Here is a 22557-nt window from a genome sequence, read left to right on the forward strand (position 1 = left end):
GGCCTGTGCGGCCGGGGCACCCCAGGATGGCGCTGGCTGGACCTTCGCGCGCTGGCGAAGTCTCTTGTGGCGCGGCGAGCAGACTGGCGTGGCGCGGCGAGCAGACTGGCGTGGCGCCGACGTGGAACGGGTGGTGTATTGCACCGCGCGCATCAATGGAGCCGACAATCCGGACGGCCAGCGTGACCAGGGCGTCTACCTCAACGCCCTGCGGGAGAGCGGCAGCGTGGACCACATCGAGTTCGGCTACTACGTCTCGCGGGTGAAGTATGCGCCGCTTGCCGTACGGGATCGAGCGGGCAGGCCGATCCTGACGCGCCCGGGCTGGCCGGTCCAAGTCTGCGACTCCACCAGCACTCCTCTGCCGAACGCGCGCTTCATGGTTTCCTATGCGTACAGGGAGGAGAAGGGCTCGGACGTCAACGTCGCCTCACATCTGCTGCTCGACGTCCTCACCAAGGTCGTTGACGCCGCGGTCGTGATTTCCAACGACAGCGACTTGCGCTTCCCCGTCGAACAGGCGCGACAACGGGTACCGGTGGGACTGGTCAACCCCAGCGCCAACTACCTGGCAGGCGCGCTGCGCGGCCAGGCTTCCGACGGCGTAGGACGGCACTGGTGGTACCAGCTCACCGCCAGTGATCTGGCGAAGTGCCAGCTGCCTGCAACCGTGGGTCCATACACGCGCCCTGCAGGATGGTGAGGTCATCCTCCGTACAGATCCGGGCCCGCCTGGTATCCTCGTAGGCACATACCACCCGGCTCCTTGTGGGCCGGGTTTTCTCATGCCGTCCGGCACTCCTGAACGCCGGCCGACCCAACGGGGAGAGAAACAAGCACCCTCATGAAGAAGACGGCTGTCGCCATGGTTTCCGCCGTGGCTGGTGGCACGCTGCTCGTCTCGGGCGACGCCGCCTCCGCCGCCACGACGGTCCGCCATCCGGTGGCCGACCAGGCCGCCGCGATGGTCCGCCTGCTCCTCGGCCTGTTCTCCGGCGGCCCGTCCGACCCGGTCATCCTGCCCACGGAGCTGGTGATCCGGGAATCCGCCTGACGCTCCCGCTCCCCCACCCTGCCCGTCCGATCTTGCTCAGGGCCGGCGGCGCACGCCTCGCCCGGCCAGCATCACCCTCTCAGAGCGCGCCAACGCCTCGTCGGTGAGGCGATGCGCCAGCGGAGGATCCATCGGAACAGGCGATCCCGTAACCGCGACGGCGACCTTCACGATCATCGTCGGCGAGCCAATGATTTTCGGGAGGATCTGCGCAGGTCACCATCGCTACGAAAAATTTCTATGGGGAAAGAGGCAACTTTTCTCCTCCTTGTTGACTCTTATGTCATGAGACGGTCGGCACTCCCGAACGCCGGCCGACGCAACGGGGAGAGGAACAAGCACCCTCATGAAGAAGATGGCTGTCGCCATGGTTTCCGCCGTGGCCGGTGGCACGCTGCTCGTCTCGGGCGGCGCCGCCTCCGCCACCACGACGGCTCCGTCGGTCGAGATCACCGACATCGCGCCGAACCCGGTCGTCGTCCCCAAGGGCGGCTCCGCGTCGGTCAAGATCGTCGTCGAGGCGTCGCAGGACGTCGACAAGGTCGAGGTCCACGTCAAGCCCAAGGACAGCGACGTGCAGACCCTCGTGGCCAGGCAGATCCAGCAGACCGACAAGTGGGTCTTCAGCGTCCCCTTCAGCAGCAACGACCCGGTCGGCCGCTGGCAGGCCACCGTCGTCGGCACCGACAAGGAGACCGGCAAGACCGACACCGACAAGGCGACCTTCGTCGTCGAAGCCGCCAAGGGCAAGCTCGACACCCGCTTCAAGTACTTCAGCGCCGGCCCCTCGTCGGTCAAGAAGGGCAAGAAGATCTACTTCTCCGGCCGGCTCCAGGTCAACGACGACGGCTGGGAGAACCTGGGCGACGCGGACGTCGACATCTACTACCGCAAGAGCGGCACCAGCGGCTGGAAGTGGGTCGCCAGCGCCGAGACCAACGACTACGGCCGCTTCTGGGCCAAGACCCGCGCCTGGAAGAGCGGCACGTTCAAGGCCGTCTTCGACGGCGACGACGAGCTGAACGGCTCCACCAGCGGCTACGACTACGTCCGGGTCCGCAGCGGCTGGTACGGCTGGCACCGCTGACCCCGGCCGAGTAAGGCACGACACGAGCCCGGTCCCCGGCAGGGGGCCGGGCCTCCTTATGCGCGGCGCATGTGGGTAGAGACGTCCACATGACGGAGGAAACCCTGGACGCCTACGACCCGTTCGACATCTTCGACACCGAGGCAGGCCGGCTGGACCGCTTCTTCGCCTCGCTGGACGAGGCGGGCTGGGAACGTCCCTCCCGGTGCGCCGGGTGGTCGGTGCGCGACGTGCTGTCCCACCTGGCCGGTGAGGAGCTCTACAACCACGCATGCCTCGACGGCGAGGTGAACGCCCTGTTCGCCCGGCTGGCCGAGGAGGGCGTGCGCGGGTACGAGAGCTTCAACGAGTGGTGCGTACGGCAGCGCCGCGGCCTGCCGGTGGCCGAGGTGCTGGAGGAGTGGCGGACCAAGAACGGCGAGACCCGCAGCCGCATGCGGGCGCTGGGACGCGACGCCACGCTGGAGACCGCGGCCGGGCCGTACCCGGTGGACATGCAGACCTTCCACTACGACTCCGAGTACGCCACCCACGCCGACGACGTCGGCGCGCCGGTGAGCGAGGAGGAGGCCGACGACAGGACGCGGTGGCGCATGCTGATGGGCGTGTTCGCGCTGCGGGAGCAGGGCGCGAAGGTGCAGGTGGAGCAGACCGCCGAGCAGATCTGGGTGTACGCGGAGGGAATCAGCGCGACGCTGTCGTACCCGGACTTCGTCGAGGCCACCGTGGGGCGCCTGCCGGCCGGCCACCCGCTGGACCCGCGCCTGGCCGCCGCGCTGCGCTGCCTGGCCTGAGCCCCGCCCCCATGGGTAGGGGGCCGGCATGTGGCTACGTGACCGACGCGGCACCGAACCGGTCAACGCCCGCAGCGCGGTGCGGGCCCGGCGCGTGCTGTCCTTGATCGCCCTGCCCGTGGCGCTCCTGCTCGCCGTGTTCTTCCTCGCCCGCGCCCAGGCGACCGGCGAGGCGGTGTGGGGCTGGGAGGCGGCCATCGCCGGCGCCGTCGCCCTCGCCGCGGCGATCGACCTGGCGGTGCTGAGCCGCCGCCGCTAGCGTTCCTCGGGGTCCAGCCCCAGGACCGTGCGGCCGCCGTCCACCGGGACGGTCGCGCCCGTGATGAAGCTGGCGCCGTCCGACAGCAGGTACGCGACCGCGTGCGCGACCTCCTCCGGGAAGGCGGGGCGGCCGAGCGGGTGGAGCCTGGCCACCTCCTGGGCCACCCAGGGGCCCTGCTCGGCCGCGAACCGCTGGTAGCGCTCGGTGGCCACCGTGCCAGGGGCGACCGCGTTGACCCTGATGCCGTGCCTGCCGTACTCCACCGCCAGCGCCCTGGTCAGGCCCTCGATCCCCGCCTTGGCCGTGGCGTACGGCAGGGCCCCCGGCACGGCGCGCCGCGCCTGGTGCGAGGTGATGTTGACGATCGCGCCCCCGGTGCCGGCGGCCAGGAACCGGCGGACGGCGACCGCGCAGCCGACCACGGCCAGGCCGAGGTTGAGCGAGATCAGCTCCAGCACCTCCGAAGCCGGGCTGGAGTGCAGGGAGGCGTCGCGGAAGACCGCCGCGTTGTTGACCCACCCGGCCAGCGGCGCCGCCTTCTCGGCGAGGTCGGCCGCCCGCTCGGCCACCGCCTCGTCGCCGGCGTCGCCGATCACCGGGATGACCTTCGGATCCGGCGCGGGCGCCTCGCGGTCGACGACCACGACCGTGCCCTGCAGCCGGTCCACGATCGCGCGGCCGATGCCCCGCGCCCCACCGGTCACCACGTAGGAAACGTCCATAAGTGACCATCATCACGGATTCCGCGCTCCATGCCCCGGGAAGGTATCCCCTGTGCTGCGGCCCACCGCGCGGAAGACCCCGGCATCACGCCGCGACGGGTTCGGCCTCGTCGCGTCCCTGGCGGTCACCCAGACCATCGGCTTCGGCGTGCTGTACTACGCCTTCTCGGTCTTCCTCACCCCCATGGCGCGCGAGCTGGGCACCGGCATCGCCCAGCTGACCGGGGCGATGACCGTCTCGCTGCTGCTGTCGGGGCTGGTGGCGCCGTTCGCAGGCCGCTGGCTGGACGCGCGCGGCGGCCGGACCGTGATGACCGTGGGCGCGCTCGTCGCCACGGCGGCCGTGCTCGCCTGGTCGCAGGTCCGCTCGCCGCTCGAGCTCTACCTCGTCTTCGCGGTGCTCGGCCCGGCCGCGGCCCTGGTGCTCTACGACGCGGCCTTCGCGGTGATCGTCGCGTGGTTCGACGCCTCCCGCCGCTCGCGGGCGCTGCTCGCGGTGACCATCGTGGCCGGGTTCGCCTCCAGCGTCTTCCTGCCGCTGACCGGCTTCCTCGTCGAGCGGTACGGCTGGCGCACCGCGCTGGTGATCCTCGCGATCGGCTACGGGGTCGTCGCCGTTCCGCTCCACGCCTGCCTGCCCAGGAGCCGCCGGGTCCGGCCCGCCGGGGCGTCGGTGGGCTCCGCCGTACGGGAAAGGCCCTTCTGGCTGCTGGCCGCCGCCTTCCTCGCGCAGAGCGGCGCCGTGGCGGTGATCGCCATGCTGCTGGTCAGCTACCTGATCGCGCTCGGCCACGCGCCGCTGTTCGCCGCCTCGGCGGCCGGGCTGCTCGGCGTGCTGTCGGTGACCGGGCGCGTGGTCACCAGCGGGCTGCACAGCCGGTGGCCCGTCGCGCTCGTCACGGCCGCGGTCTTCGTGCTGCAGGGCGTGGCCGCCGCGATGCTGCCGTTCGTGGGGGCCACCGTGCCGGGGGCGATCGGGTCCGTGGTGCTGTTCGGGCTGGGCTTCGGGGTGAGCACCATCGCGCGGCCCGCGCTGCTGGCCGACCGGTACGGCACGGCCGCCTACGCGAGCATCAGCGGCGTGCTGACGCTTCCCATCACGTTCGCCAAGGCACTGGCGCCTCTGGCGGGGGCGGCGATGGCGCAGGCGGCCGGGTACACGCTCGTCATGGCGGTCGTCGCGGCCGCCTGCCTGTCGGGGGCGGTGGCGCTGGCGGTGTTCGAGCGCGTGAGCTAGACCGGCTCCGCGGGCCGCCGGCCGAGGAAGGCCAGCAGACGATCACCGGGATCGGCGTCGGCGACCACGGCGACCCGGGGGCCGAAGCGGTGGGGGCGGTCGTCGTCGGCGACGAACAGGGGGGCGAACTCCAGCAGCTCCTCGGCCAGGGCCGCCGGGAGGGGGCGGTCGCGGCCGCAGGCCCTGGCGACGTCCCAGCCGTGCACCGCGATCTCGATCGCGCCGACGGCGGCCACCGTCATCGCGGTCACCGAGCACCCGCCCACGGTCACCGCGCCCTCCTCGCCCGCCCACGTCCACGCGCCGAGCAACCGGCAGGCCCGCCTGCGCAGGACGTCGACCTCGGGGACGAGCCGCCCGGGCGCGCGCCCGGGCGGCACTCCGCCCGGGCGCGTGCCCGGCGTGCTCGGTGCGCTCGGCGTGCCCATGTCGTTCTCACCGGCCCGGCCGTCGCCGGGTCCCTCTGGGTGGCTGGGCCGGTCCCGTGGCAGCGGCCCCGGCGGCCCCACCTCACCCACGTCGGCCGCCTCGCTCAGCGCGGCCAGCGAGTCGTCCATGTGCGCCAGCAGGGCGCGCAGGTCCCAGGCGGCGCAGGGCGTGGGGCGGGTCAGGTCCTCGGGCGTCACCAGCACTAGGCTCCCGCGCGTGTAGGAGATGGCGCGTTCGAGCAGCGCCAGGCCGCGGCTCATGACATCTCACCGGCGATGCGGCCCATCCGTTTCACCGCGCATCCGCGACCCGGGAGCACGGCGGTTCGGCAGCTGGCATGGTGATCTCCCTGCGGGTCGGCGGCGGGAGGACGGGCGTCCCCTCGTCTTATAGACAGTCTCGCCGGGCGAAACTCATCGGCATGCCTCGCGGTTCACTGCGACCGGATGATCGACACGATGCGGAGGGCCGCTGCCGCGAGGTCTTGATCGCCATCGATGTGAGCGCGTTCCGCCGCCTGCTCGGGGGTGATGCCGCGGGTGCACAGCCGCCAGGTGGTGTCGGCGTCGAGTTCGAGCCGTGCGGCGGGCTGGGAGTGTGGCCGGTGGTTCAGCCCCCAGCGCTCCTGACCGCGGACGCAGGTCCACGTGCCGCCGCCGGGTCCGGTCACGACCACCTGGAGCGCGGTGCCCGGCGGGGCGGCGATGTCGCGCAGCGTATGGGGCAGGGCCCGCAGGAAGGTGTCGATGACCGGGCCGAGATAGCGAGAGTCGGTGAGTCCGGCTCGTCCGGTGGCGTCGCAGATCTGCTGCTGGTGGGTCCAGTACTCGGTGTATTCGCGGGCGACATCGAGCCAGCAGGGATGCGGTCCGGGGCCCGCCCAGCGTACCGAGCCGCCGAGCGCGTCCAGGTCGATGGTCTGCCAGAACCGCACGATCTGGCCCCCGAAGTCCGACAGCAGTTCGATGAGCATCGGCGGACTGATGCGGCGGGCGGCGATCACCCACTCCTCGTTGATCCGGTCGAGGAAAACGGGGAAGTCTTCGCCCTCTCGCGGATACAGGACATGGAAACCGTCGCGGTGGATGGACAGGCGTCCGATGTGGTCGCCGAGCACGTGCGCGGCGACGTCCTTGACGGTCCAGCCGGGGCAGATCGTCGGCCGGCTCCATTCGTCGGCGTCGAGCCGGCGCAACAGGTCGATGAAGGCGTCCTGCTGCTCGGCGAGGACGGGCCGGACGTCGATGGCGGGCCCGAGCCAGGAGGTATCGGTCACGGCTTCACCTCAGTGTTCTTGGCGTGGTCGTTGAAGGCCATGGCGCGATCATCGCGTCATGAGCCCCTCTGTTTCCACGCCATATGCCCCAAACGGGCATTCTTCGAAAATCCGCACGAATGCTCTGCGTGCTGGTTCTGTCACCGACAGCTGATAGACCTGGGTCGGCTCGTTGTTCTCCCCGACCTTCGGAGGTGGCCGATGGCTCCCGAGGCACTCGCCCTGCACCTGGCCGAGCAGGGCCGGACCTATGATCTGTGCGCGGACGTCACCGACACGGGCGACCTGCGGGTCGACGTCGTCGGGTCCGACTCCTCCGGACGGCGGCTCGCCGTCCTGCGCGGCACCGTGGCGGGCGAGGAGCTGGAGGTGGTGGCCCGCATGCTCGCGTCGGCGGCGAAGGCCCGGCAGGCCAGGCGTCCGGCGCACCGCAACGCGAGCCTGCGGTGGAGCTCGGAGGACGACGAACGGCTGCGCGAGCTGGCCGCCGCCCCCGGGGCCTGCGTGTCGGACCTCATGGCGGAGTTCGGGCGCAGCCGGCTGGCGATCGAGATGCGCATGGCCAAGCTGGGGATCGCGGCACAGTTGCCGTACCGGCGCGCTCGCGGGGCGGGAGCGCAGGCGGAGGGGACGACGGCCGAGGCCGCGACTCAAGACTCGGACCCGTGACGTCGGGGCCCTGATCTCGGCCCGTGACCTCGTGGCCCGTGACCTCGGCCCGTGACCTCGTGGCCCTGACCTCGTGGCCCGTGACCTCGTGGCCCTGACTTCGGGCCCCGACGGAGACCTGCCAGGCGGCCAGGGCTCGCCTTCAGAGTCCTGGCCGAAAGGGCTGCCATGAAGCCTCCCAAATGGGCAGGTTTGTGGGGATATATTGACTCCTGCGGAAAGATCCACTATCTGTGGTGAGTCAAATTGCTGTCGAGACCGACGAGGCGACATGGCCGAGCAGGACTTCCCGCTCCACCCCGACGGCGCCCACGGGTTGACGCGGGCTGAGTTCCGCGCGCTCCAGGGAGGTGCGTTCGACCGGATCGGGGCCCGCTACGACGAGGCGTTCCCGCACAAGGACGGCCAGGAAGCCGAGGGCGAGTGGCTGCTCAAGCAGCTCAGGCCCGGCGCGCGCGTGCTCGACGTGGGATGCGGCACCGGCCTGCCCACCGCCCGCCGGTTCGCCGACGCCGGCATGGACGTCACCGGCATCGACATCTCCCCCGTCATGCTCGACCTGGCCAGGGCGAACGTGCCGGAGGCGCGGTTCCTGGAGATGGACGTCGTCGACCTCGACGACCGGCTGGGCGCGTTCGACGCGGTCGTGGCGTACTTCGTGCTCCTCATGCTGCCGCGCGCCGAGATCGAGCGGACCCTGCGCCGCCTCCACTCGGTCATCGCGCCGGGCGGCTGGCTGTCGCTGTCCATGGTGGAGATCGACATGGACGACGTCCCCTTCTCCTTCCTGGGCGCGCCCGTCCGCGTGACCGGCTACCTCAACGACGACCTGGTCGACGTGGTACGGCAGGCGGGCTTCACCGTCGAGCACAGCGACGCGAGGTCCTACGCTCCGGCCAGCACCCAGGCGCCCCCGGAGATCCAGCTGTTCCTCACCTGTCGGCGCGCCGGCTGAGCGCACCGTCAAGGCGCGGCGGTGAGCCTCCCTTCTCCGACCATGCATCCCGACTGTGAGTGGCTGGTGTCCCTGCACGAGGCGACCTGGCAGCTGGCCTCGGCCCAGGACCCGGACGCGATCGCCGAGCGGCTGTGCCAGGCCTTGGTGCCGTGGGTGGCCGACTCGGCCGCCGTCTACCTCCTCCACGACCCCGAGCAGGCCGCCGACCCGCCGGATCGGCACGGCCACTACCTGGCCGCCACGGCCGCGCACCTGCCCCCGCGACCCGGTCCGTGGCCCAAGGAACCCGACCACGCCTGGCTGGGGTGCGAGCGGGCCCAGGGCGTGCCGGCGCCCGTCCTGCTGGGCGAGCACTGCGCCGTCGTGCCCCTCGCCGACGCCACGCACGCCGCCGGGGTCGCGGTGCTCACCCGGCGCGATCCACGCGCCTCCTTCCAGGACCCCGACCTCCTGCTGGCCGCCCAGCTCGCCCACGTGGCCGCCATCGCCGTCCACCGGGCGCACGAGGAACGGCGGCACGCCGCGATCGCCGACACCCTGCGGCGGAGCCTGCGTCCGGCGCCGCCCCGCGACCTGCCCGGTGTGACCCTGGCCCACCGCTACCAGCCGGGCGACTCCCGGATGCTCGTGGGCGGCGACTGGTTCGACATCATCCCGCTGTCCGGGTGCCGGGTCGCCCTGGTCGTCGGCGACGTCATGGGGCACGGCCTGGAGGCCGCGGCGATCATGGCCCAGCTGCGGACGGCGGTGCAGACCCTCGCCGCCCTGGAGCTCCCGCCCGACCAGGTCCTGCGCTCGCTGGACGACCTGGCCGGCCGGCTGACCGACCACTCGATCACCACCTGCGTCTACGCCGTCTACGACCCGATCGTGCGGCGGTGCTCCATCGCCAGCGCGGGTCACCTGCCCCCGATCGTGGTCGGCGGCGACGGCGTCGCGGACCTGCTCGACCTCGGCGAGTCCATGGGCCTGCCCATCGGCGTGGGGCGGCCGCCGATCGCCACCACCGAGATCGCCGCCCCCGACGGGTCCCTGCTGGCGTTGTTCACCGACGGGCTGGTCGAGCGCCGCGGCCTGGACATCGAGCACCGGCTGGAACAGCTGCGCGACACGATCGGCGCCACCGGCGGCTCGCTGGAGGCGCTGGCCGACGCCCTGCTGGAGGGGGCGGCCGCCGATCCCCGGCGCGACGACGTGACGTTGCTGCTGACCCGGTTCGAGGGCATCCCGAGCGACCGCGTGGCCAGCTGGTTCCTGGAACCGCACACCCGGGCGCCGGGCCAGGTGCGCCGCCTGCTGCGCCGTACCCTCCACGAGTGGGGCCTGGCGGACCTGGCGCCCCGCCTGGAGCTGCTGACGAGCGAGCTGGTCACCAACGCCCGCCGGCACGCCACCCGGATGATCTCGATCCGGATGGTGTGGACCGAGACGGTGCTGGTGGAGGTGACCGACGACGACCACCGGCTGCCGCAGCTGCGGACCGCCGGGCCGTGGGACGAGCAGGGCCGCGGGCTGCAGCTCGTCGCCCACCTGGCCGACCGCTGGGGCGCCACCCGGATCGCGGGCGGGAAGACCGTGTGGTTCACGGTCCGCCCCCACCAATGACCGTCCCCCGCTACCGCGGTCCGCCGGCCTCGCGCACCCAGGCGAGCACCTGGGCCGCGTGCTTGTCGGGCGGGAACACCGGATAGAAGACGTGCTCCACGGTCCCGTCCCGCACGATCATGGTCAGCCGCTTGAGCAGCACCTGTCCCCCGGCCTCGAAGGTGGGCAGCGACAGTGCGGCGGCGAGGGACAGGCCGGGGTCGGCCAGCATGGCGAAGGGCAGGTTCAGCCGGTCGACCACCTCCCGCTGGTAGTCGCTGGGCTGGGTGGACACGCCGTAAACGCGGCGCACCCCGGCCGCCAGCAGCTCGGCGAAGTGGTCGCGGAAGCCGCACGCCTCGGGGGTGCAGCCGCGGGCGCCGGGGATGGCGTCCCAGCCCTCGGGCAGGTCCACGCCGGGCCGTCCGGTGAGCGGGTAGAGGTAGAGCACGGTGCGCCCGGCGCCGAGCCGGTCCAGCGCGACCTGCTCGCCGTCGGTGCTGGTGAGGGTGAGGGCGGGCAGGCGCATGCCGGGCAGGTGCGCGGCGGCACCGTCGTCGGCGGGCGGGGCAGGCCCTCGGGCAGCGTGGTCAGCGTGGTCAGCGCCGCGGAGGCGGCCGAGGAGACGTCGCCGGCCGCGCGGTGCAGCTGCTCGATGAGCCGGTCCCGGCGGTGGGCGAGCTCGTCGATGCGCTCGGTGAGCCGGTCGATCACCTTCCGGTAGGTGGCCAGCGACGCGGGGCAGGAGTCGCCGGTGGCGTGCCCGGCGGCCAGGCACTCCAGGAACGGCCGGGTCTCCTCGACGGGCAGCCCCAGCCGGGTGAGCGCCTTGATCTCCTCCACCAGCCTGACCTCGGCCGGGCCGTAGTCGCGGTAGCCGTTGGCCGATCGCCCGGGCACCACCAGGCCGAGCTGCTCGTAGTAGCGCAGCGCGCGGACGGTCACCCCCGTCGCGCGTGCGACCTCGCCGGTTCGCATGCCGCCACCGTACGGCCTGCCCCTGACGTCAGGGTCAAGCGAGGTGGTCGAACTTCCCCTCGCCGACCGTGCGCTCCAGCGTCCTGAGGACCTTGCGCGCGTCGTCCTCCGGGCCGGGGACGTAGCAGGGCCTGCCGTCGCGGCCGAAGGTGATCGCCGAGGGCGGCTCCCACTCGCCGAGGTGCCCCTGGGCGGCGGCGAAGTCGCCGGTCGGCTCGAAGCCCAGGCCCCTGGCGTACTCGATGGACCCCAGGACGATCTGCCTGGCCAGCTCCAGCGGCGCCGCCCGCCAGCCCGCGTAGTCGCCGAAGAAGTACTCGCGGAAGCTGCTCAGCTCGCGCTCGTCCATGACCTGCGGCCCGATGGCGTGCTTGACGCCCAGGCAGTACACGTCGGCCAGGTAGCCGCAGACCGACACCTTGTCGTAGCCGTGCCGCCGGGCGACCAGGACGCTGACCATCCCGGCGTTGGGCTGCTCGTCCCGCGGCGCCTCGTCGGTCCAGCCGAAGGACGGGTCGAAGGCCAGGCCGGCGCTCCAGCCCACATTGACCCAGCTGCCCACGAGCTCGGACTCGCCGGAGGGGCGCTCGGCGGCCACGGCCCGCACCAGCGGCGCCACGGCGGACGGGGCCATGCCCAGCGCCCTCGCGATCTGCTTGGGGGACTTGCCCTGGCCGCGCAGCTCCCGTACCCGGCCCAACAGCTCCGCATGGTCCATAAGCACTGGAGCCTACAGCGCAGATCACTGCAGATAGCCGTAGATTCGACTAAAAGCGGCGAGCCACCTCGCGGGCCCGCTCCGCCGCCTTCTTGGCCTCGGCCTCCGCGTCGCCGGTCAGGCCGGGGTGGTAGCGGATCTCGTGGACGTCCTTGACGCCCGCCCAGCGCAGCCAGTCGCCGAAGAACGTGGACTGGAAGTCGGCGCCGAACTCCGGCCCGAGGTGCGGCGCCCAGACGAGGCTGGTGTAGACGACGGCGGCCCGCTTGCCCGTCAGCAGGCCCGTGTAGCCCAGCTCGGGGTCGACGGAGAACACCATGCCCGGCTGGCTGACGACGTCGATGAGCTGCTTGAGCTTGTACGGCACGCCGGCGTTCCACATCGGCACGCTGAACAGGTAGCGGTCGTAGGAGTCGAGGCGCTCGAAGACGGCCACGGCGGCTCGCCACGCCTCGGCCCGCTCGCCGCGCGGTTCCTCCCCCGCGATGAAGGCCATCTTGGCGCCCGCGGCGGCCGGGCCGAACTCGGGCAGGGTGCCGTCCCACAGGTCGAAGCGGTCCACGACCGCGCCGGGGTTGGCCTCCCGGTAGGCGTCGAGGAACGCCTCGGCGATGCTCAGCGAGACGGAGGCGGCCCCGCGCGGGGACGCCGAGATGTGCAGCAGTCGGCTCACAGTTCATACCCTTCCAGAAAAATGGACCGTAGTCCGTTTAACTCCGGGCACCACGATATGGACCGCAGTCCGGTTAGTCAAGGATGGGTTCAGCCGAGGTGGTAGGCGAGGCGGGCGGCCAGGGAGGTGTTGCGGCGGCGGCCCAGCCGGTGGACGGCCAGCTCCAGCGCCTTACGCTGGCCGACGAGCACGACCCACGACCTGGCCCGCGTGACCAGCGTGTAGAGCAGGCGCCGCCGCAGCATGATGCCGCCGGCCTCCACGACGACGGGCGCGACGATGAAGGGATACTCGCTCCCCTGCGAGCGGTGGACGCTGATCGCGTAGGCGTGGGTGAGGTCGTCGAGCTCGTCGAAGCCGTAGGTGACGACCTCGCCGTCGTCGATGCGGACCTCCAGCGTCCGCTCGATCGGGTCGAGGGCCGTCACGGTGCCGGTTTCGCCGTTGAAGACGCCCTTGTCGTAGTTGTTGCGGATGGGCATGACCCGGTCGCCGAGCCGGAAGACCCGGGGGCCGGACCAGTGCTCGGGCTTGTCGTCGGCCGGCGGGTTGAGCCGCTCCTGCAGCCGGCGGCCCAGCTCCGCCGTACCGGCGGCGCCCTTGCGCATCGGGCACAGCACCTGGACCTGGCCGGGGTCCACGCCCTGCTTGCGGGGGATGGCCTCCGTGGCCAGGTGCACCACCCGGGAGGCCACCTCGTCGGGGTCGTCCATCTCCTCGAACCAGAAGCCGCCCCCGCCCGGCAGCGCCGGCAGCTCGCCGGTGCGGATGCTGTGGGCGGCGCGGATGATCGCGCTGCCGTCGGCCTGGCGGAAGACGCGGGTCAGGCGCACCCGGGGCACCGCCTCCACCCGCAGCAGGTCCGACAGCACGCTGCCGGGGCCGATGCTGGGCAGCTGGTCGCTGTCGCCGACGAACAGCAGGTGGGTGCCGGACAGGACGGCCGTGCACAGCCGGGTGGCCAGGTGGAGGTCGAGCATGGAGGCCTCGTCGACGACGATGAGGTCGGCCTGGACGGGCGCCTCGTCGAAGAGCGCCTCGGGGTCGGGCTCGTGGGCCAGCATGCGGTGGACGGTCATCGCCCGCTGGCCGGTCAGCTCCGACAGCCGCTTGGCGGCCTTGCCGGTCGGCGCGCACAGCGTGACCCGGCCGCCCATGGCGCGGACGGTCGCGGCGATCACCTTGACGGTGTGGCTCTTGCCGCATCCGGGCCCGCCGGTGATGACCGAGACCGTGCTGGTCAGCGCCATGGTGACGGCCGCGCGCTGGTCGTCGTCGAGCGAGAGGTCCTCGGCGTAGGGGCGCAGGCGCAGCGTGGAGCGGGCCCGCAGCAGCCGGGCCAGCTCGGCGGCCAGCTTCACCTCGCGGTCGTGCAGCTCCCGCAGGTAGACGGCGTCGGCCTCGACCACCACGCGCTTGTCGGCCCGCAGGGCGTCGAGCTGGCGCCGCACGAGCTCCTCGTCCTGCTGCACCACCGCGACGGTCTGCGTCACCAGCGCGGTGGGCGACAGGTAGCAGTGGCCGCCGCCGGTGGCCGCGGCCTCCAGCCGGTCGAGCAGGGCCGCCTTGATCCGCTGGGGGCTCGTCTCGGGCACGCCGCAGCGCAGCGCGATGCGGTCGGCCGTGACGAACGCGATGCCCCGCACGCGGCCGATGAGCTGGTAGGGGTCGGTGGTCAGCACCTCCAGGGACTGCGCGCCGAACACCTGGTAGATCTTGGCCGCCAGCAGGGGGCTCGCCCCGAACCCCTGGAGCGCCACCATCAGGGCGGCCACGGCCTTCTGCTCGCGCCACGCCTCGACGATCTGCGCCTGCCGTACCGGGCCGATGTTGACCACCTCGCGCAGCCGCTCGGGAGCGGTGTCGATGACGGTCAGGCTGTCGGCGCCGAAGTGGCTGACGATCGCGTGGGCCAGGCGGGGGCCGATGCCGCGGATGAGGCCGGAGCCCAGGTAGAGCTGGATGGCCCGCACGGTCGACGGCGTCACGCGCTCGCACGCGGTCACCGCGAGGCGCCGCCCGTGCCGTGGATGCTCCTCCCACGTGCCGGTGAGCGAGAGCGTCTCGCCGGGCTGCACGCCGGCCAGCGCCCGGCCGGAGGCGACGAACGCCGGGACCTCCTCCGAGCTCATGCGGGCGACTGTGTACTCGTCCTCCCGGACGTACACCAGCTGCTCCACCGACGCCTCCACGGACCGAACACTAGGACATCCCGCCGACAAGACCCGGGGCGGCGACGCCGGAAGGTGTGATCGACACGACAGGGGGCAGCCACTTGGGTGCCGTTCGTAGCACCGGTGTGGAGGACCCCCTATGACACCCCGACTCCTCCGTTGGGCGGCCGTTCCGCTGTCGCTGGCGCTGGCGCTGTCCGCCTGCGCCAAGGGCACCGGCGGCGCGGCGGCGCCCACACAAGCAGTCAAGTACAGCCCCGAGGCCAGGCTCAGCGGCACGCTGACCGTCATGGGCTTCGGGACGGACGACGAGATCGCCACCACGCGGCTGGACAGGGCCAAGGCCGCCTTAGGGCCGCAGGTCGAGGTCAAGCTGGTCGAGGGCGAGCTGGACATCCAGCAGTTCCTGTCCGCGGTCGCCGCCGGCAGCCCGCCTGACCTCATCAACCCCAACCGCGACCAGATCGGCACCTTCGCCTCGCGCGGCGCCATCATCCCGCTGACGGCGTGCGTCGAGGGCGAGAAGATCGACACCTCGATGTACCGCGAGGCCGCGATCAAGCAGGTGACCTTCGGCGGGGAGATCTGGGCCATCCCCGAGTTCAACCAGGTCCAGATCACCATGGCCAACGCCGACCTGCTGCGGAGGGCAGGGCTGACCATCCAGGACGTCAACGGCTCCCGCTGGGAGTCCGTCACCGCCGCCGCCCGCAGGATGCACCAGGCGCCGGGCGGCAAGCTCAAGGTCATCGGCTACGACAGCAAGCTGCCGGAGTTCCTGCCTCTGTGGGCCAAGGCCAACGGCGCCGACCTCATCTCGGCCGACGGCAGGACCGCCCAGCTCAACAGCCCCCAGGTGGTGCAGGCGCTGGAGTTCGCCGCCGGCGTCTACACCGAGCAGGGCGGCTTCCCCAAGGTCAAGGCTTTGCGCGACGCGGCCGACTTCTTCGGCAAGGGCAACCAGTTCGCCAGGAACGAGCTGGGCGCCATGCCGATGGAGCAGTGGTACCTCAACGTGCTCAACAACGTCTCCCCCAAGGCCCCGATGGCCTTCGACACCTTCCGCGACAGGCAGGGCAGGCCCCTGGCGTACTCCTCGGGCGCGGCCTGGGCGATCCCGCGCGGCGCGAAGAACCCGCAGGCCGCCTGCCGCTTCGCCAAGGCGATGACGCAGGTGGAGACCTGGAAGGCCGCCGCGCAGGCCCGGCTGGCCGCCCGCACGAAGGAGAACAAGGCGTTCACCGGCGTCCTGACCGGCAACACGCGGGCCGACGAGGAGATCAGGAAGATGGTCACCTCCGGCGGCGAGCCCTGGGACGGCGGGGTCAAGGCGGTCTACGAGGCCAACGCCAACACCTTCAGCCTGCCGGCCAACCCGGCCGACGAGGAGTTCAAGAAGGCCTGGCAGGACGCCGTCAACCGGGTGCTGAACGGCCAGGCCGAGCCGAAGGCGGCCCTGGACCAGGCGCAACAGGTGGCGCAGGCCGCGCTGGACAAGGCATGGGCCGCATGGGCCAGGCGAACGAACTGACATGCGCGGCCTGACACGAAGCGGCCGGCGCGCCGAGACGCGGGCGGCGCTGCTGTTCATCAGCCCGTGGATCGCCGGGTTCCTGATCTTCACGTTCTGGCCCGTGGTCTACAGCGGCTACCTGTCGCTGACCGACTACGACGTGATCAACGACCCGGCCTTCGTGGGCCTCGACAACTACCGGCAGATGTTCGAGGACCCGAAGGCCGGGCTGGCGTTCCGCAACACGCTGATCTTCGCCGCGATGTCGGTGCCCACCCAGCTGGTCGTCTCGCTGGGGCTCGCGCTGCTGCTCAACGCCGCCGCGCGGGCCACCGGCTTCTTCCGCACGGCCTTCTTCCTGCCCAAGATGACCCCGCCCGTCGCCGTGGGCATCCTGCTGCTGATGCTGTTCAACGGGCAGAACGGGCTCATCAACACCGTGCTGGGGCTGTTCGGCATCCAGGGGCCCGCCTGGACGACGGACCCCGACTGGGTCAAGCCGGGCCTGGTGCTGATGCACCTGTGGACGGTCGGGGCCTCGGTCATCATCATCCTGGCCGCGCTGCGTGCCGTACCGCAGGAGCTGTACGACTCGGCGATGGTCGACGGGGCCGGATGGTGGCGGCGCACGCTGCGCATCACCGTGCCCATGATCAGCCCGACGCTGTTCTTCCTGTTCATCGTGGACAGCATCAACGCCCTGCAGTCCTTCACCGAGGCCTACACGGCCTTCTTCGGCGCGGGCAACACCACCTACAGCAACGACGCCGCTCTCTTCTACGTGATCTACCTGTTCCAGCAGGCCTTCCAGTTCCTCCACATGGGCTACGCCTCGGCCATGGCCTGGCTGCTGTTCGTCGTGATCATGATCATCACGGCCGTCCAGGTGCTGCTCACCAGGCGGTACGTCTACTACGAGGGGGAGCGGCCGTGAAGAGGATCCTTGTGTGGGCGGCGCTCACGCTGCTGTCCGTCGCCTTCGTCTATCCCTTCGTGTGGCTGCTGAGCGCCTCCTTCAAGCCGCGCGGCGAGGTGTTCGACCACAAGCTGATCCCGGAGACCTTCACCCTCGACAACTACGTCAAGGTGTGGCAGGAGGCGCCGATGGCGCTGTGGATGGCCAACACCGCGTTCGTGACCGTCATGGCGGCCGTGACGGTGACCATCAGCAGCGCGATGGTGGCCTGGGGGTTCGCCTACTTCCGCTTCCCCGGGCGCAACGTGCTGTTCGGCGTGCTGCTGGCGACCATGATGCTGCCCGGCGCGGTCACCATGATCCCGACGTTCCTCATCTGGAACTCCCTCGGCATGGTCGGCACGCTGACGCCGCTGTGGGCGCAGAACCTGTTCGGCAGCGCCTTCTACATCTTCCTGCTGCGGCAGTTCTTCCTGTCGCTGCCGCGCGACCCGTTCGAGGCCGCGAGGATCGACGGGGCGGGCAACTGGACGATCTTCTGGCGCATCGCGCTGCCGCTGTGCCGCCCGGCGATCGTGGTCACCTGGCTGTTCGAGTTCCAGGCCGCCTGGACCGACCTCATGCGCCCGCTCGTCTACCTGCGCGACTCCTCCACCTTCACGGTGCCGCGCGGGCTGAAATCGCTGCTGGACGCCTACGGCTTCGGCGGCGAGTGGCACTGGGAGATCGTCATGACCGCCAGCGTGATCGCCACCGTGCCGATGGTCGTGCTGTTCTTCCTGGGCCAGAAGCACTTCGTGCGGGGCATCGCGACGACCGGCGGCAAATAGGCGCGCGGGCGGGTCACAGGCCGGTCATGCGTTCGAGGTGCTCCGGGTAGCGGGCGCCCTGGATGTCGAGCTCGGCGGTGGCGGCCTCGATGTCGGCGAGGTCGCCGGCGGTGAGCTCGACCCGGGCGGCGGCGAGGTTCTCCTCCAGGCGCTCCAGCCGGCGGGTGCCAGGAATCGGCACGATCCAGGGTTGCCGGGCCAGCAGCCAGGCCAGGGCGATCTGGGCGGGGGTGGCGCCCTTGCGCCGGGCGACGGCGGCGAGGAGGTCGACGAGGGCCTGGTTGGCCTCGCGTGCCTCGGGGGTGAAGCGCGGGATGCTCGCGCGGATGTCGGAGCCGTCGAAGGTGGTGGACGTGCCGACCTTGCCGGTGAGGAATCCCTTGCCGAGCGGGCTGAAGGGGACGAAGCCGATGCCGAGCTCCGCCAGGGCGGGGAGGACCTCCTGCTCGGGCCTGCGCCACCACAGGGAGTACTCGCTCTGCACGGCGGTCACGGGCTGGACGGCGTGGGCGCGGCGGATGGTGCCGGCGGCCGCCTCGGACATGCCGAAGTGCCGGACCTTGCCCGCCTGGATGAGCTCCTTGACCGCTCCGGCGACCTCCTCGATCGGCACATCGGGGTCGACGCGGTGCTGGTAGTACAGGTCGATCACCTCGACGCCGAGCCGCCGCAGCGAGCCGTCGGCGGCCCGCCGGATGTGCTCGGGCCGGCTGGACAGCCCGATCCGACGGCCCTCGGCGTCGAACGCGAACCCGAACTTGGTGGCGATCACGACCTGCTCGCGCATGGGGGCGAGGGCCTCGCCGACCAGCTCCTCGTTGTGGAACGGCCCGTAGACCTCGGCGGTGTCGAAGAACGTGACGCCACGCTCCACCGCCGCCCGGATCAGCGCGATCATCTCCTGCCGGCCGCCCGGGTTGGGGCCGTAGCTCTGGCTCATGCCCATGCAGCCCAGGCCGATCGCCGAGACCTCGAGGCCACGTCCGAGGGTTCGCTTGTCCACCGTCATCTCCTTCGCGCGGAAAGCCCTGGTCTTTCGCCGGCCGTCCCGGCACCGGCCAGCAAACCGCCGATGAGACGGCGTCAGGGAGTTCCTGCTGTTCCACGTACCGACAGAACACCCCACAGCACGAGGAACCGGCTTACCCTGGGACGACATGGACAACCGCAGCGAGGTTCGCGAGTTCCTGGTCTCGCGGCGAGCCAGGATCACCCCGCAGCAGGCCGGCCTGCCCGCCTACGGCGGCAACCGGCGCGTCCCCGGGCTGCGCCGCGAACTCCGGCCCCCGCGTCCGCCGCCGCCCCGCCCAGCAGCGGGTACGGCCCGGCATCCAGCGCCTGCTGGACTCCATGACCGACGCGGCCGCCTTCGTCCGCAACGGGCGCCTGGACATCGTCGCCGCCAACCGGCTCGGCCGGGCGCTGTACGCGCCGGTCTTCGACGATCCGGTCCGGCCGGTCAACCTCGCCCGCTTCCGCTTCCTCAACCCCCGCGCCCGCGACTTCTACCCCGACTGGGAGGACTCCGCCCACGTCACCGTGGCCCTGCTGCGCACCGAAGCAGGGCGCGACCCCTACGACCGGGCCCTGACCGACCTGGTCGGCGAGCTCGCCACCCGCAGCGAGGCATTCCGCGCCCTGTGGGCCGCGCACGACGTCCGCCTGCACCACACCGGCACCAAGACCTTCCGCCATCCCGTCGTCGGCCACCTCAGCCTCGCCTACGAGGCCATGCCCCTGCCCGCCGACCCCGGCCTGACCTTCACCGCCCTCGGCGCCGACCCCGGCACCCCGGACCACGACAGGCTCACCCTCCTCGCCAGCTGGGCCTCCACGCTCGAACAGACCGAACAGGCCGAACAGGCCGGACAGGCCCGGGAAGGAGCCCAGGCACGCACCCCGGACACCTGACCCGGTCGTGAAAGCGCCGTGCAAGGACGTGGGCGCAGGCTGGGTGTCCGATACGCCTACGGATCGCCGAGGAGAGCCATGACCGGGACGACGACCGTCCAGGAGTTCCGCGTGCCCGAACGTTTCTGCGGCCCGCCGGAGATCGCCAACGGAGGGTGGATCAGCGGCCTGGCCGCGGGTTTCCTGCCCGGCGCGGGCGCGGTGGAGGTGACGCTGCGGGCGCCGACGCCGCTGGAGACGGCCGTGCGGGTGGAGCGCACGGCCGCCGGGGTGACCTTCCGCCTCGGCGAGCAGGTGCTGGCCGAGGCCGTCCCCGTGCCCCAGGAACCCGAGCCTGCGCCTTTCGTGCCACTGGAGCGGGCCGCCGAGGCGGGAGCGGCCTTCCCCGGCCTGGACGGCCACCCCTTCCCCCGGTGCTTCGTCTGCGGCTTCCGCGAGGAGGGCGACGGGTTGCGCATCCACCCCGGCCCCACGAGCACGCCGGGCGTCTTCGCCGCTCCCTGGCACGTGCCCGCCGTCCCGGCCGGGCACGCGGCGGCGCCCCTGCCGCTGAGCCAGGTGTGGGGCGCGCTGGACTGCGTGTCGGCCTGGGTGCACCTGCGTCCCGGCGACGTGGCGCTGCTGGGCAGGCTGACCGGCCGCGTGCGCCGGCCGGTCTTCCCCGGCCGGACGTATGTGGTGACCGCTCGGCACCGGGGCGTCGAGCGGCGCAAGCTGTTCGCCGCCTCGGCGGTGTACGAGCCGGACGGCACGCTGGTCGCCGCCGCCCGCGCCACCTGGATCGCCGTCGGACAGTAATGATCTAGGCGGCCTGGCGGAAGGTCCTGCGGTAGGCGTGCGGCGACACCCCGCACATGGTGCGCATGTGCAGCCGCAGCGAGGCGGCGGTGCCGAACCCCGCCCGGGCGGCGATCCGGTCGACGCTCAGGTCGCTGCTCTCCAGCAGGTGGCGGGCCAGCTCGACCCGCTGCCGGATCAGCCACTGGCCCGGGCTCATGCCCACCTCGGCGCGGAAGCGCCTGGTGAAGGTGCGCCGGCTCATCCCGGCGTGGGCGGCCAGGTCGTCGAGCTGGAGCGGCTCGTGAAGGCGCTCCAGCGCCCATGCCCGGGTGGGCGCGGTGCCCTCGGTGCCGGGCTCGGGGATCGGACGCTCGATGTACTGCGCCTGGCCGCCGTCGCGCCAGGGCGGCACCACGCACTTGCGCGCCGCCTGGTTGGCCACCGCGCTGCCGTGGTCGCGCCGGATGAGGTGCAGGCAGGCGTCCACCCCGGCGGCGCCGCCCGCCGCGGTGAGGATGTCGCCGTCCTCGACGAACAGCACCTCCGGCTCCAGCCGTACGCGGGGGAAGGACCGGCGGAAGCGGTCGGCCTGCAGCCAGTGGGTGGTGGCCCGGCGGCCGTCGAGCATCCCCGCGGCGGCCAGCACGAACGAGGCGATGCAGATCGACACGATGCGGGTGCCGGGCCGTACCGAGGCCAGCGCCTCGCGCACCCCCGCGGGCAGGTGCTCGGGGGCGGTGACGCCGGCGTGGTCCTCCGAGGGCGGCAGCACGACGGTGTCGGCCGCGGCCAGCGCCGAGGCGTCGTGCTCCACGGCGATGGAGAAGTCGGCGTCGCTGCGCACCGGCCGGCCGTCGAGCGAGCACGTGATCACCTGGTAGCGGGACCCGCCGGCGGCGGCGAAGATCCGCGCCGGGATGCCGAGCTCGAAGGGGATGACGCCGTCCAGGGCCAGTACCGCGATCGTGTGCATGACCCGATCCTTGCACAGGATGGCCACCGGGCCACTTCCGGGCCTCCGGGCGGGCACGGCACGCTGATTCCCATGACGAAGATGCTCGCCATCAGCCAGGACGTCCTCGGCGGCCCCGAGGTGCTCAAGACCGTGGAGATCGACCGCCCGGAGCCGGGCCCGACCGAGGTGCTCGTGCGGGTCCGCGCGGCCGGGGTGAACCCGACCGACTGGAAGCTCAGGCAGGTGGGCGGCTGGATCGGGCAGCCGCCGTTCGTGCTCGGCTGGGACGTCTCCGGGGTCGTGGAGGCGGCCGGCCCCGGCGCCGCGCTGTACAAGCCGGGCGACGAGGTGTACGGCATGCTGCGCTACCCCCGCGACCACGGCGCCTACGCCGAGTACGTGACCGCCCCCACCAGGACCTTCGCCCCCAAGCCCGCCACCCTCGACCACGTGCAGGCCGCCGCGCTGCCCCTGGCCGGGCTGACCGCCTGGCAGGCCGTCGTGGACGTCGCCCGGGTGGAGCCCGGCCAGCGGGTGCTCGTCCACGCGGCCGCGGGAGGCGTGGGCCACCTCGCCGTGCAGATCGCCAAGGCCCGCGGCGCCTACGTGATCGGCACGGCCAGCGCGCCCAAGCACGCCCAGGTGAAGGACCTGGGCGCCGACGAGCTGATCGACTACCGGGAGACCGACTTCGCCGAGGCGGTCGGCGGGGTCGACGCGGTGATCGACACCATCGGCGGGGACTACGGCCCGCGCTCGATGCGGGTGCTGCGCGACGGCGGCGTGCTGGTCTCGCTCGTGCTGTCGGACATCCATCCGGGCCTGCGTCCCGAGCGCGGCATCCGCACCGAGGCGATGCTGGTGGAGCCCGACTGGGGCGCGCTGAAGGAGATGGCGGCGCTGGCGGACGCGGGGCGGCTGCGCGTCCTCGTGGACGCCGTGTTCCCGCTGGCCGAGGCCGCCGAGGCGCACCGGCGCGGCGAGACCGGCCGCACCACGGGCAAGATCGTGCTGACCGTGTGACGGTAGATTCACCC

26 protein-coding genes and 1 pseudogene are annotated in these 22557 nt (G+C 72.1%); 17 read left to right on the forward strand and 10 right to left on the reverse strand.

The window, feature by feature from the left end:
* Window positions 1-88: 88 nt before the first annotated feature.
* The 5 genes from BSB02_RS21290 (at window position 89) to BSB02_RS21310 (ending at window position 3194) form a co-directional block, all read left to right on the forward strand.
* A complete protein-coding gene (locus BSB02_RS21290; RefSeq protein WP_206184818.1) occupies window positions 89-703 on the forward strand; it encodes a PIN domain-containing protein in 615 nt (204 codons plus the stop codon).
* Between the two features lie 141 nt (window positions 704-844).
* Window positions 845-1054, forward strand: coding sequence for a hypothetical protein (locus tag BSB02_RS41540; RefSeq protein ID WP_084961018.1), 210 nt, complete (start codon window positions 845-847; stop codon window positions 1052-1054).
* Between the two features lie 346 nt (window positions 1055-1400).
* The gene (locus tag BSB02_RS21300) at window positions 1401-2141 is read left to right on the forward strand and encodes a hypothetical protein (protein ID WP_084961019.1); all 741 of its coding nucleotides are present in this window, start codon (window positions 1401-1403) and stop codon (window positions 2139-2141) included.
* An 89-nt stretch (window positions 2142-2230) separates the two neighbouring features.
* Window positions 2231-2935 (forward strand): maleylpyruvate isomerase family mycothiol-dependent enzyme, encoded by a 705-nt coding sequence (locus BSB02_RS21305; protein ID WP_084961022.1) that lies wholly within the window; start codon window positions 2231-2233, stop codon window positions 2933-2935.
* Window positions 2936-2963: 28 nt separating this feature from the next.
* On the forward strand, window positions 2964-3194 hold the full coding sequence (locus tag BSB02_RS21310; protein ID WP_084961024.1) for a DUF6343 family protein: 231 nt from the start codon (window positions 2964-2966) through the stop codon (window positions 3192-3194).
* Here the strand turns inward: BSB02_RS21310 and BSB02_RS21315 are convergent.
* Complete coding sequence (locus tag BSB02_RS21315; RefSeq protein WP_084961025.1) at window positions 3191-3919, reverse strand: SDR family NAD(P)-dependent oxidoreductase; 729 nt, start codon at window positions 3917-3919, stop codon at window positions 3191-3193. The two genes, BSB02_RS21310 and BSB02_RS21315, sit on opposite strands and share 4 nt — an antisense overlap.
* A gap of 52 nt (window positions 3920-3971) precedes the next feature.
* Between BSB02_RS21315 and BSB02_RS21320 the strand changes: the two genes are divergently transcribed.
* Window positions 3972-5156, forward strand: coding sequence for an MFS transporter (locus BSB02_RS21320; RefSeq protein ID WP_084961027.1), 1185 nt, complete (start codon window positions 3972-3974; stop codon window positions 5154-5156).
* On the opposite strand, the gene BSB02_RS21325 is transcribed toward BSB02_RS21320, so the two are convergent.
* Both BSB02_RS21325 and BSB02_RS21330 read right to left on the reverse strand, forming a co-directional pair.
* Window positions 5153-5845: a maleylpyruvate isomerase family mycothiol-dependent enzyme gene (locus BSB02_RS21325; RefSeq protein WP_084961029.1), complete on the reverse strand. Its 693-nt coding sequence runs from the start codon at window positions 5843-5845 to the stop codon at window positions 5153-5155. The two genes, BSB02_RS21320 and BSB02_RS21325, sit on opposite strands and share 4 nt — an antisense overlap.
* A 173-nt stretch (window positions 5846-6018) precedes the next feature.
* The gene (locus tag BSB02_RS21330; protein WP_084961031.1) at window positions 6019-6861 is read right to left on the reverse strand and encodes a maleylpyruvate isomerase family mycothiol-dependent enzyme; all 843 of its coding nucleotides are present in this window, start codon (window positions 6859-6861) and stop codon (window positions 6019-6021) included.
* Between the two features lie 201 nt (window positions 6862-7062).
* On the opposite strand from BSB02_RS21330, the gene BSB02_RS21335 reads away from it, so the two are divergent.
* From BSB02_RS21335 to BSB02_RS21345, 3 genes are all read left to right on the forward strand, one after another.
* Window positions 7063-7530, forward strand: coding sequence for a hypothetical protein (locus BSB02_RS21335; protein WP_084961033.1), 468 nt, complete (start codon window positions 7063-7065; stop codon window positions 7528-7530).
* A gap of 271 nt (window positions 7531-7801) precedes the next feature.
* Window positions 7802-8485, forward strand: coding sequence for a class I SAM-dependent methyltransferase (locus tag BSB02_RS21340; protein WP_084961035.1), 684 nt, complete (start codon window positions 7802-7804; stop codon window positions 8483-8485).
* Between the two features lie 42 nt (window positions 8486-8527).
* Window positions 8528-10093: an ATP-binding SpoIIE family protein phosphatase gene (locus BSB02_RS21345; protein WP_084961037.1), complete on the forward strand. Its 1566-nt coding sequence runs from the start codon at window positions 8528-8530 to the stop codon at window positions 10091-10093.
* Window positions 10094-10103: 10 nt separating this feature from the next.
* On the opposite strand, the gene BSB02_RS41545 is transcribed toward BSB02_RS21345, so the two are convergent.
* Window positions 10104-10601, reverse strand: a complete 498-nt coding sequence (locus BSB02_RS41545) for a peroxiredoxin (RefSeq protein WP_206184805.1) — start codon at window positions 10599-10601, stop codon at window positions 10104-10106.
* A gap of 9 nt (window positions 10602-10610) precedes the next feature.
* On the opposite strand from BSB02_RS41545, the gene BSB02_RS41550 reads away from it, so the two are divergent.
* A complete protein-coding gene (locus tag BSB02_RS41550) occupies window positions 10611-10796 on the forward strand; it encodes a hypothetical protein (RefSeq protein ID WP_206184819.1) in 186 nt (61 codons plus the stop codon).
* Window positions 10797-10940 (forward strand): hypothetical protein, encoded by a 144-nt coding sequence (locus BSB02_RS42405; protein ID WP_240506566.1) that lies wholly within the window; start codon window positions 10797-10799, stop codon window positions 10938-10940.
* Here BSB02_RS42405 and BSB02_RS42410 read toward each other — a convergent pair.
* The 4 genes and pseudogenes from BSB02_RS42410 to recD2 form a co-directional block, all read right to left on the reverse strand.
* Window positions 10922-11050 (reverse strand): annotated as a pseudogene (locus tag BSB02_RS42410) (MerR family DNA-binding transcriptional regulator); the annotation flags it as partial. The gene BSB02_RS42405 and the pseudogene BSB02_RS42410 sit on opposite strands and share 19 nt — an antisense overlap.
* 34 nt (window positions 11051-11084) lie before the next feature.
* Window positions 11085-11768: a helix-turn-helix domain containing protein gene (locus tag BSB02_RS21355; RefSeq protein ID WP_084961039.1), complete on the reverse strand. Its 684-nt coding sequence runs from the start codon at window positions 11766-11768 to the stop codon at window positions 11085-11087.
* Between the two features lie 49 nt (window positions 11769-11817).
* On the reverse strand, window positions 11818-12441 hold the full coding sequence (locus BSB02_RS21360) for an FMN-dependent NADH-azoreductase (RefSeq protein ID WP_084961041.1): 624 nt from the start codon (window positions 12439-12441) through the stop codon (window positions 11818-11820).
* Between the two features lie 89 nt (window positions 12442-12530).
* Window positions 12531-14633, reverse strand: a complete 2103-nt coding sequence (recD2, locus tag BSB02_RS21365) for an SF1B family DNA helicase RecD2 (RefSeq protein WP_084961043.1) — start codon at window positions 14631-14633, stop codon at window positions 12531-12533.
* 121 nt (window positions 14634-14754) lie between these two features.
* Between recD2 and BSB02_RS21370 the strand changes: the two genes are divergently transcribed.
* Genes BSB02_RS21370 through BSB02_RS21380 form a run of 3 tightly spaced genes read left to right on the forward strand, consistent with a single transcriptional unit; the run spans window position 14755 to window position 17874 of the window.
* Window positions 14755-16146, forward strand: a complete 1392-nt coding sequence (locus BSB02_RS21370) for an ABC transporter substrate-binding protein (protein WP_084961045.1) — start codon at window positions 14755-14757, stop codon at window positions 16144-16146.
* A gap of 1 nt (window position 16147) precedes the next feature.
* Entirely contained in the window at window positions 16148-17062 is a 915-nt protein-coding gene (locus BSB02_RS21375) for a carbohydrate ABC transporter permease (RefSeq protein ID WP_084961047.1), read from the forward strand.
* Entirely contained in the window at window positions 17059-17874 is an 816-nt protein-coding gene (locus BSB02_RS21380) for a carbohydrate ABC transporter permease (protein WP_084961049.1), read from the forward strand. Before BSB02_RS21375 ends, BSB02_RS21380 begins: the two co-directional genes overlap by 4 nt.
* A gap of 13 nt (window positions 17875-17887) precedes the next feature.
* Here the strand turns inward: BSB02_RS21380 and BSB02_RS21385 are convergent, their stop codons facing one another.
* Window positions 17888-18877, reverse strand: a complete 990-nt coding sequence (locus BSB02_RS21385; protein ID WP_084961051.1) for an aldo/keto reductase — start codon at window positions 18875-18877, stop codon at window positions 17888-17890.
* 347 nt (window positions 18878-19224) lie between these two features.
* Between BSB02_RS21385 and BSB02_RS21390 the strand changes: the two genes are divergently transcribed.
* Window positions 19225-19785, forward strand: a complete 561-nt coding sequence (locus BSB02_RS21390) for an MmyB family transcriptional regulator (protein WP_240506558.1) — start codon at window positions 19225-19227, stop codon at window positions 19783-19785.
* A 78-nt stretch (window positions 19786-19863) separates the two neighbouring features.
* On the forward strand, window positions 19864-20583 hold the full coding sequence (locus BSB02_RS21395) for a hotdog fold domain-containing protein (RefSeq protein ID WP_084961053.1): 720 nt from the start codon (window positions 19864-19866) through the stop codon (window positions 20581-20583).
* Between the two features lie 4 nt (window positions 20584-20587).
* Here the strand turns inward: BSB02_RS21395 and BSB02_RS21400 are convergent, their stop codons facing one another.
* Window positions 20588-21538 (reverse strand): GlxA family transcriptional regulator, encoded by a 951-nt coding sequence (locus tag BSB02_RS21400; RefSeq protein WP_084961180.1) that lies wholly within the window; start codon window positions 21536-21538, stop codon window positions 20588-20590.
* Window positions 21539-21619: 81 nt separating this feature from the next.
* Here BSB02_RS21400 and BSB02_RS21405 point away from each other — a divergent pair, with 81 nt between their 5' ends.
* Complete coding sequence (locus BSB02_RS21405) at window positions 21620-22543, forward strand: NADP-dependent oxidoreductase (protein WP_206184814.1); 924 nt, start codon at window positions 21620-21622, stop codon at window positions 22541-22543.
* The last annotated feature ends 14 nt before the right edge of the window (window positions 22544-22557 follow it).

The organism is Thermoactinospora rubra, from assembly GCF_002093975.1.
GTDB lineage: Bacteria > Actinomycetota > Actinomycetes > Streptosporangiales > Streptosporangiaceae > Nonomuraea > Nonomuraea rubra_A.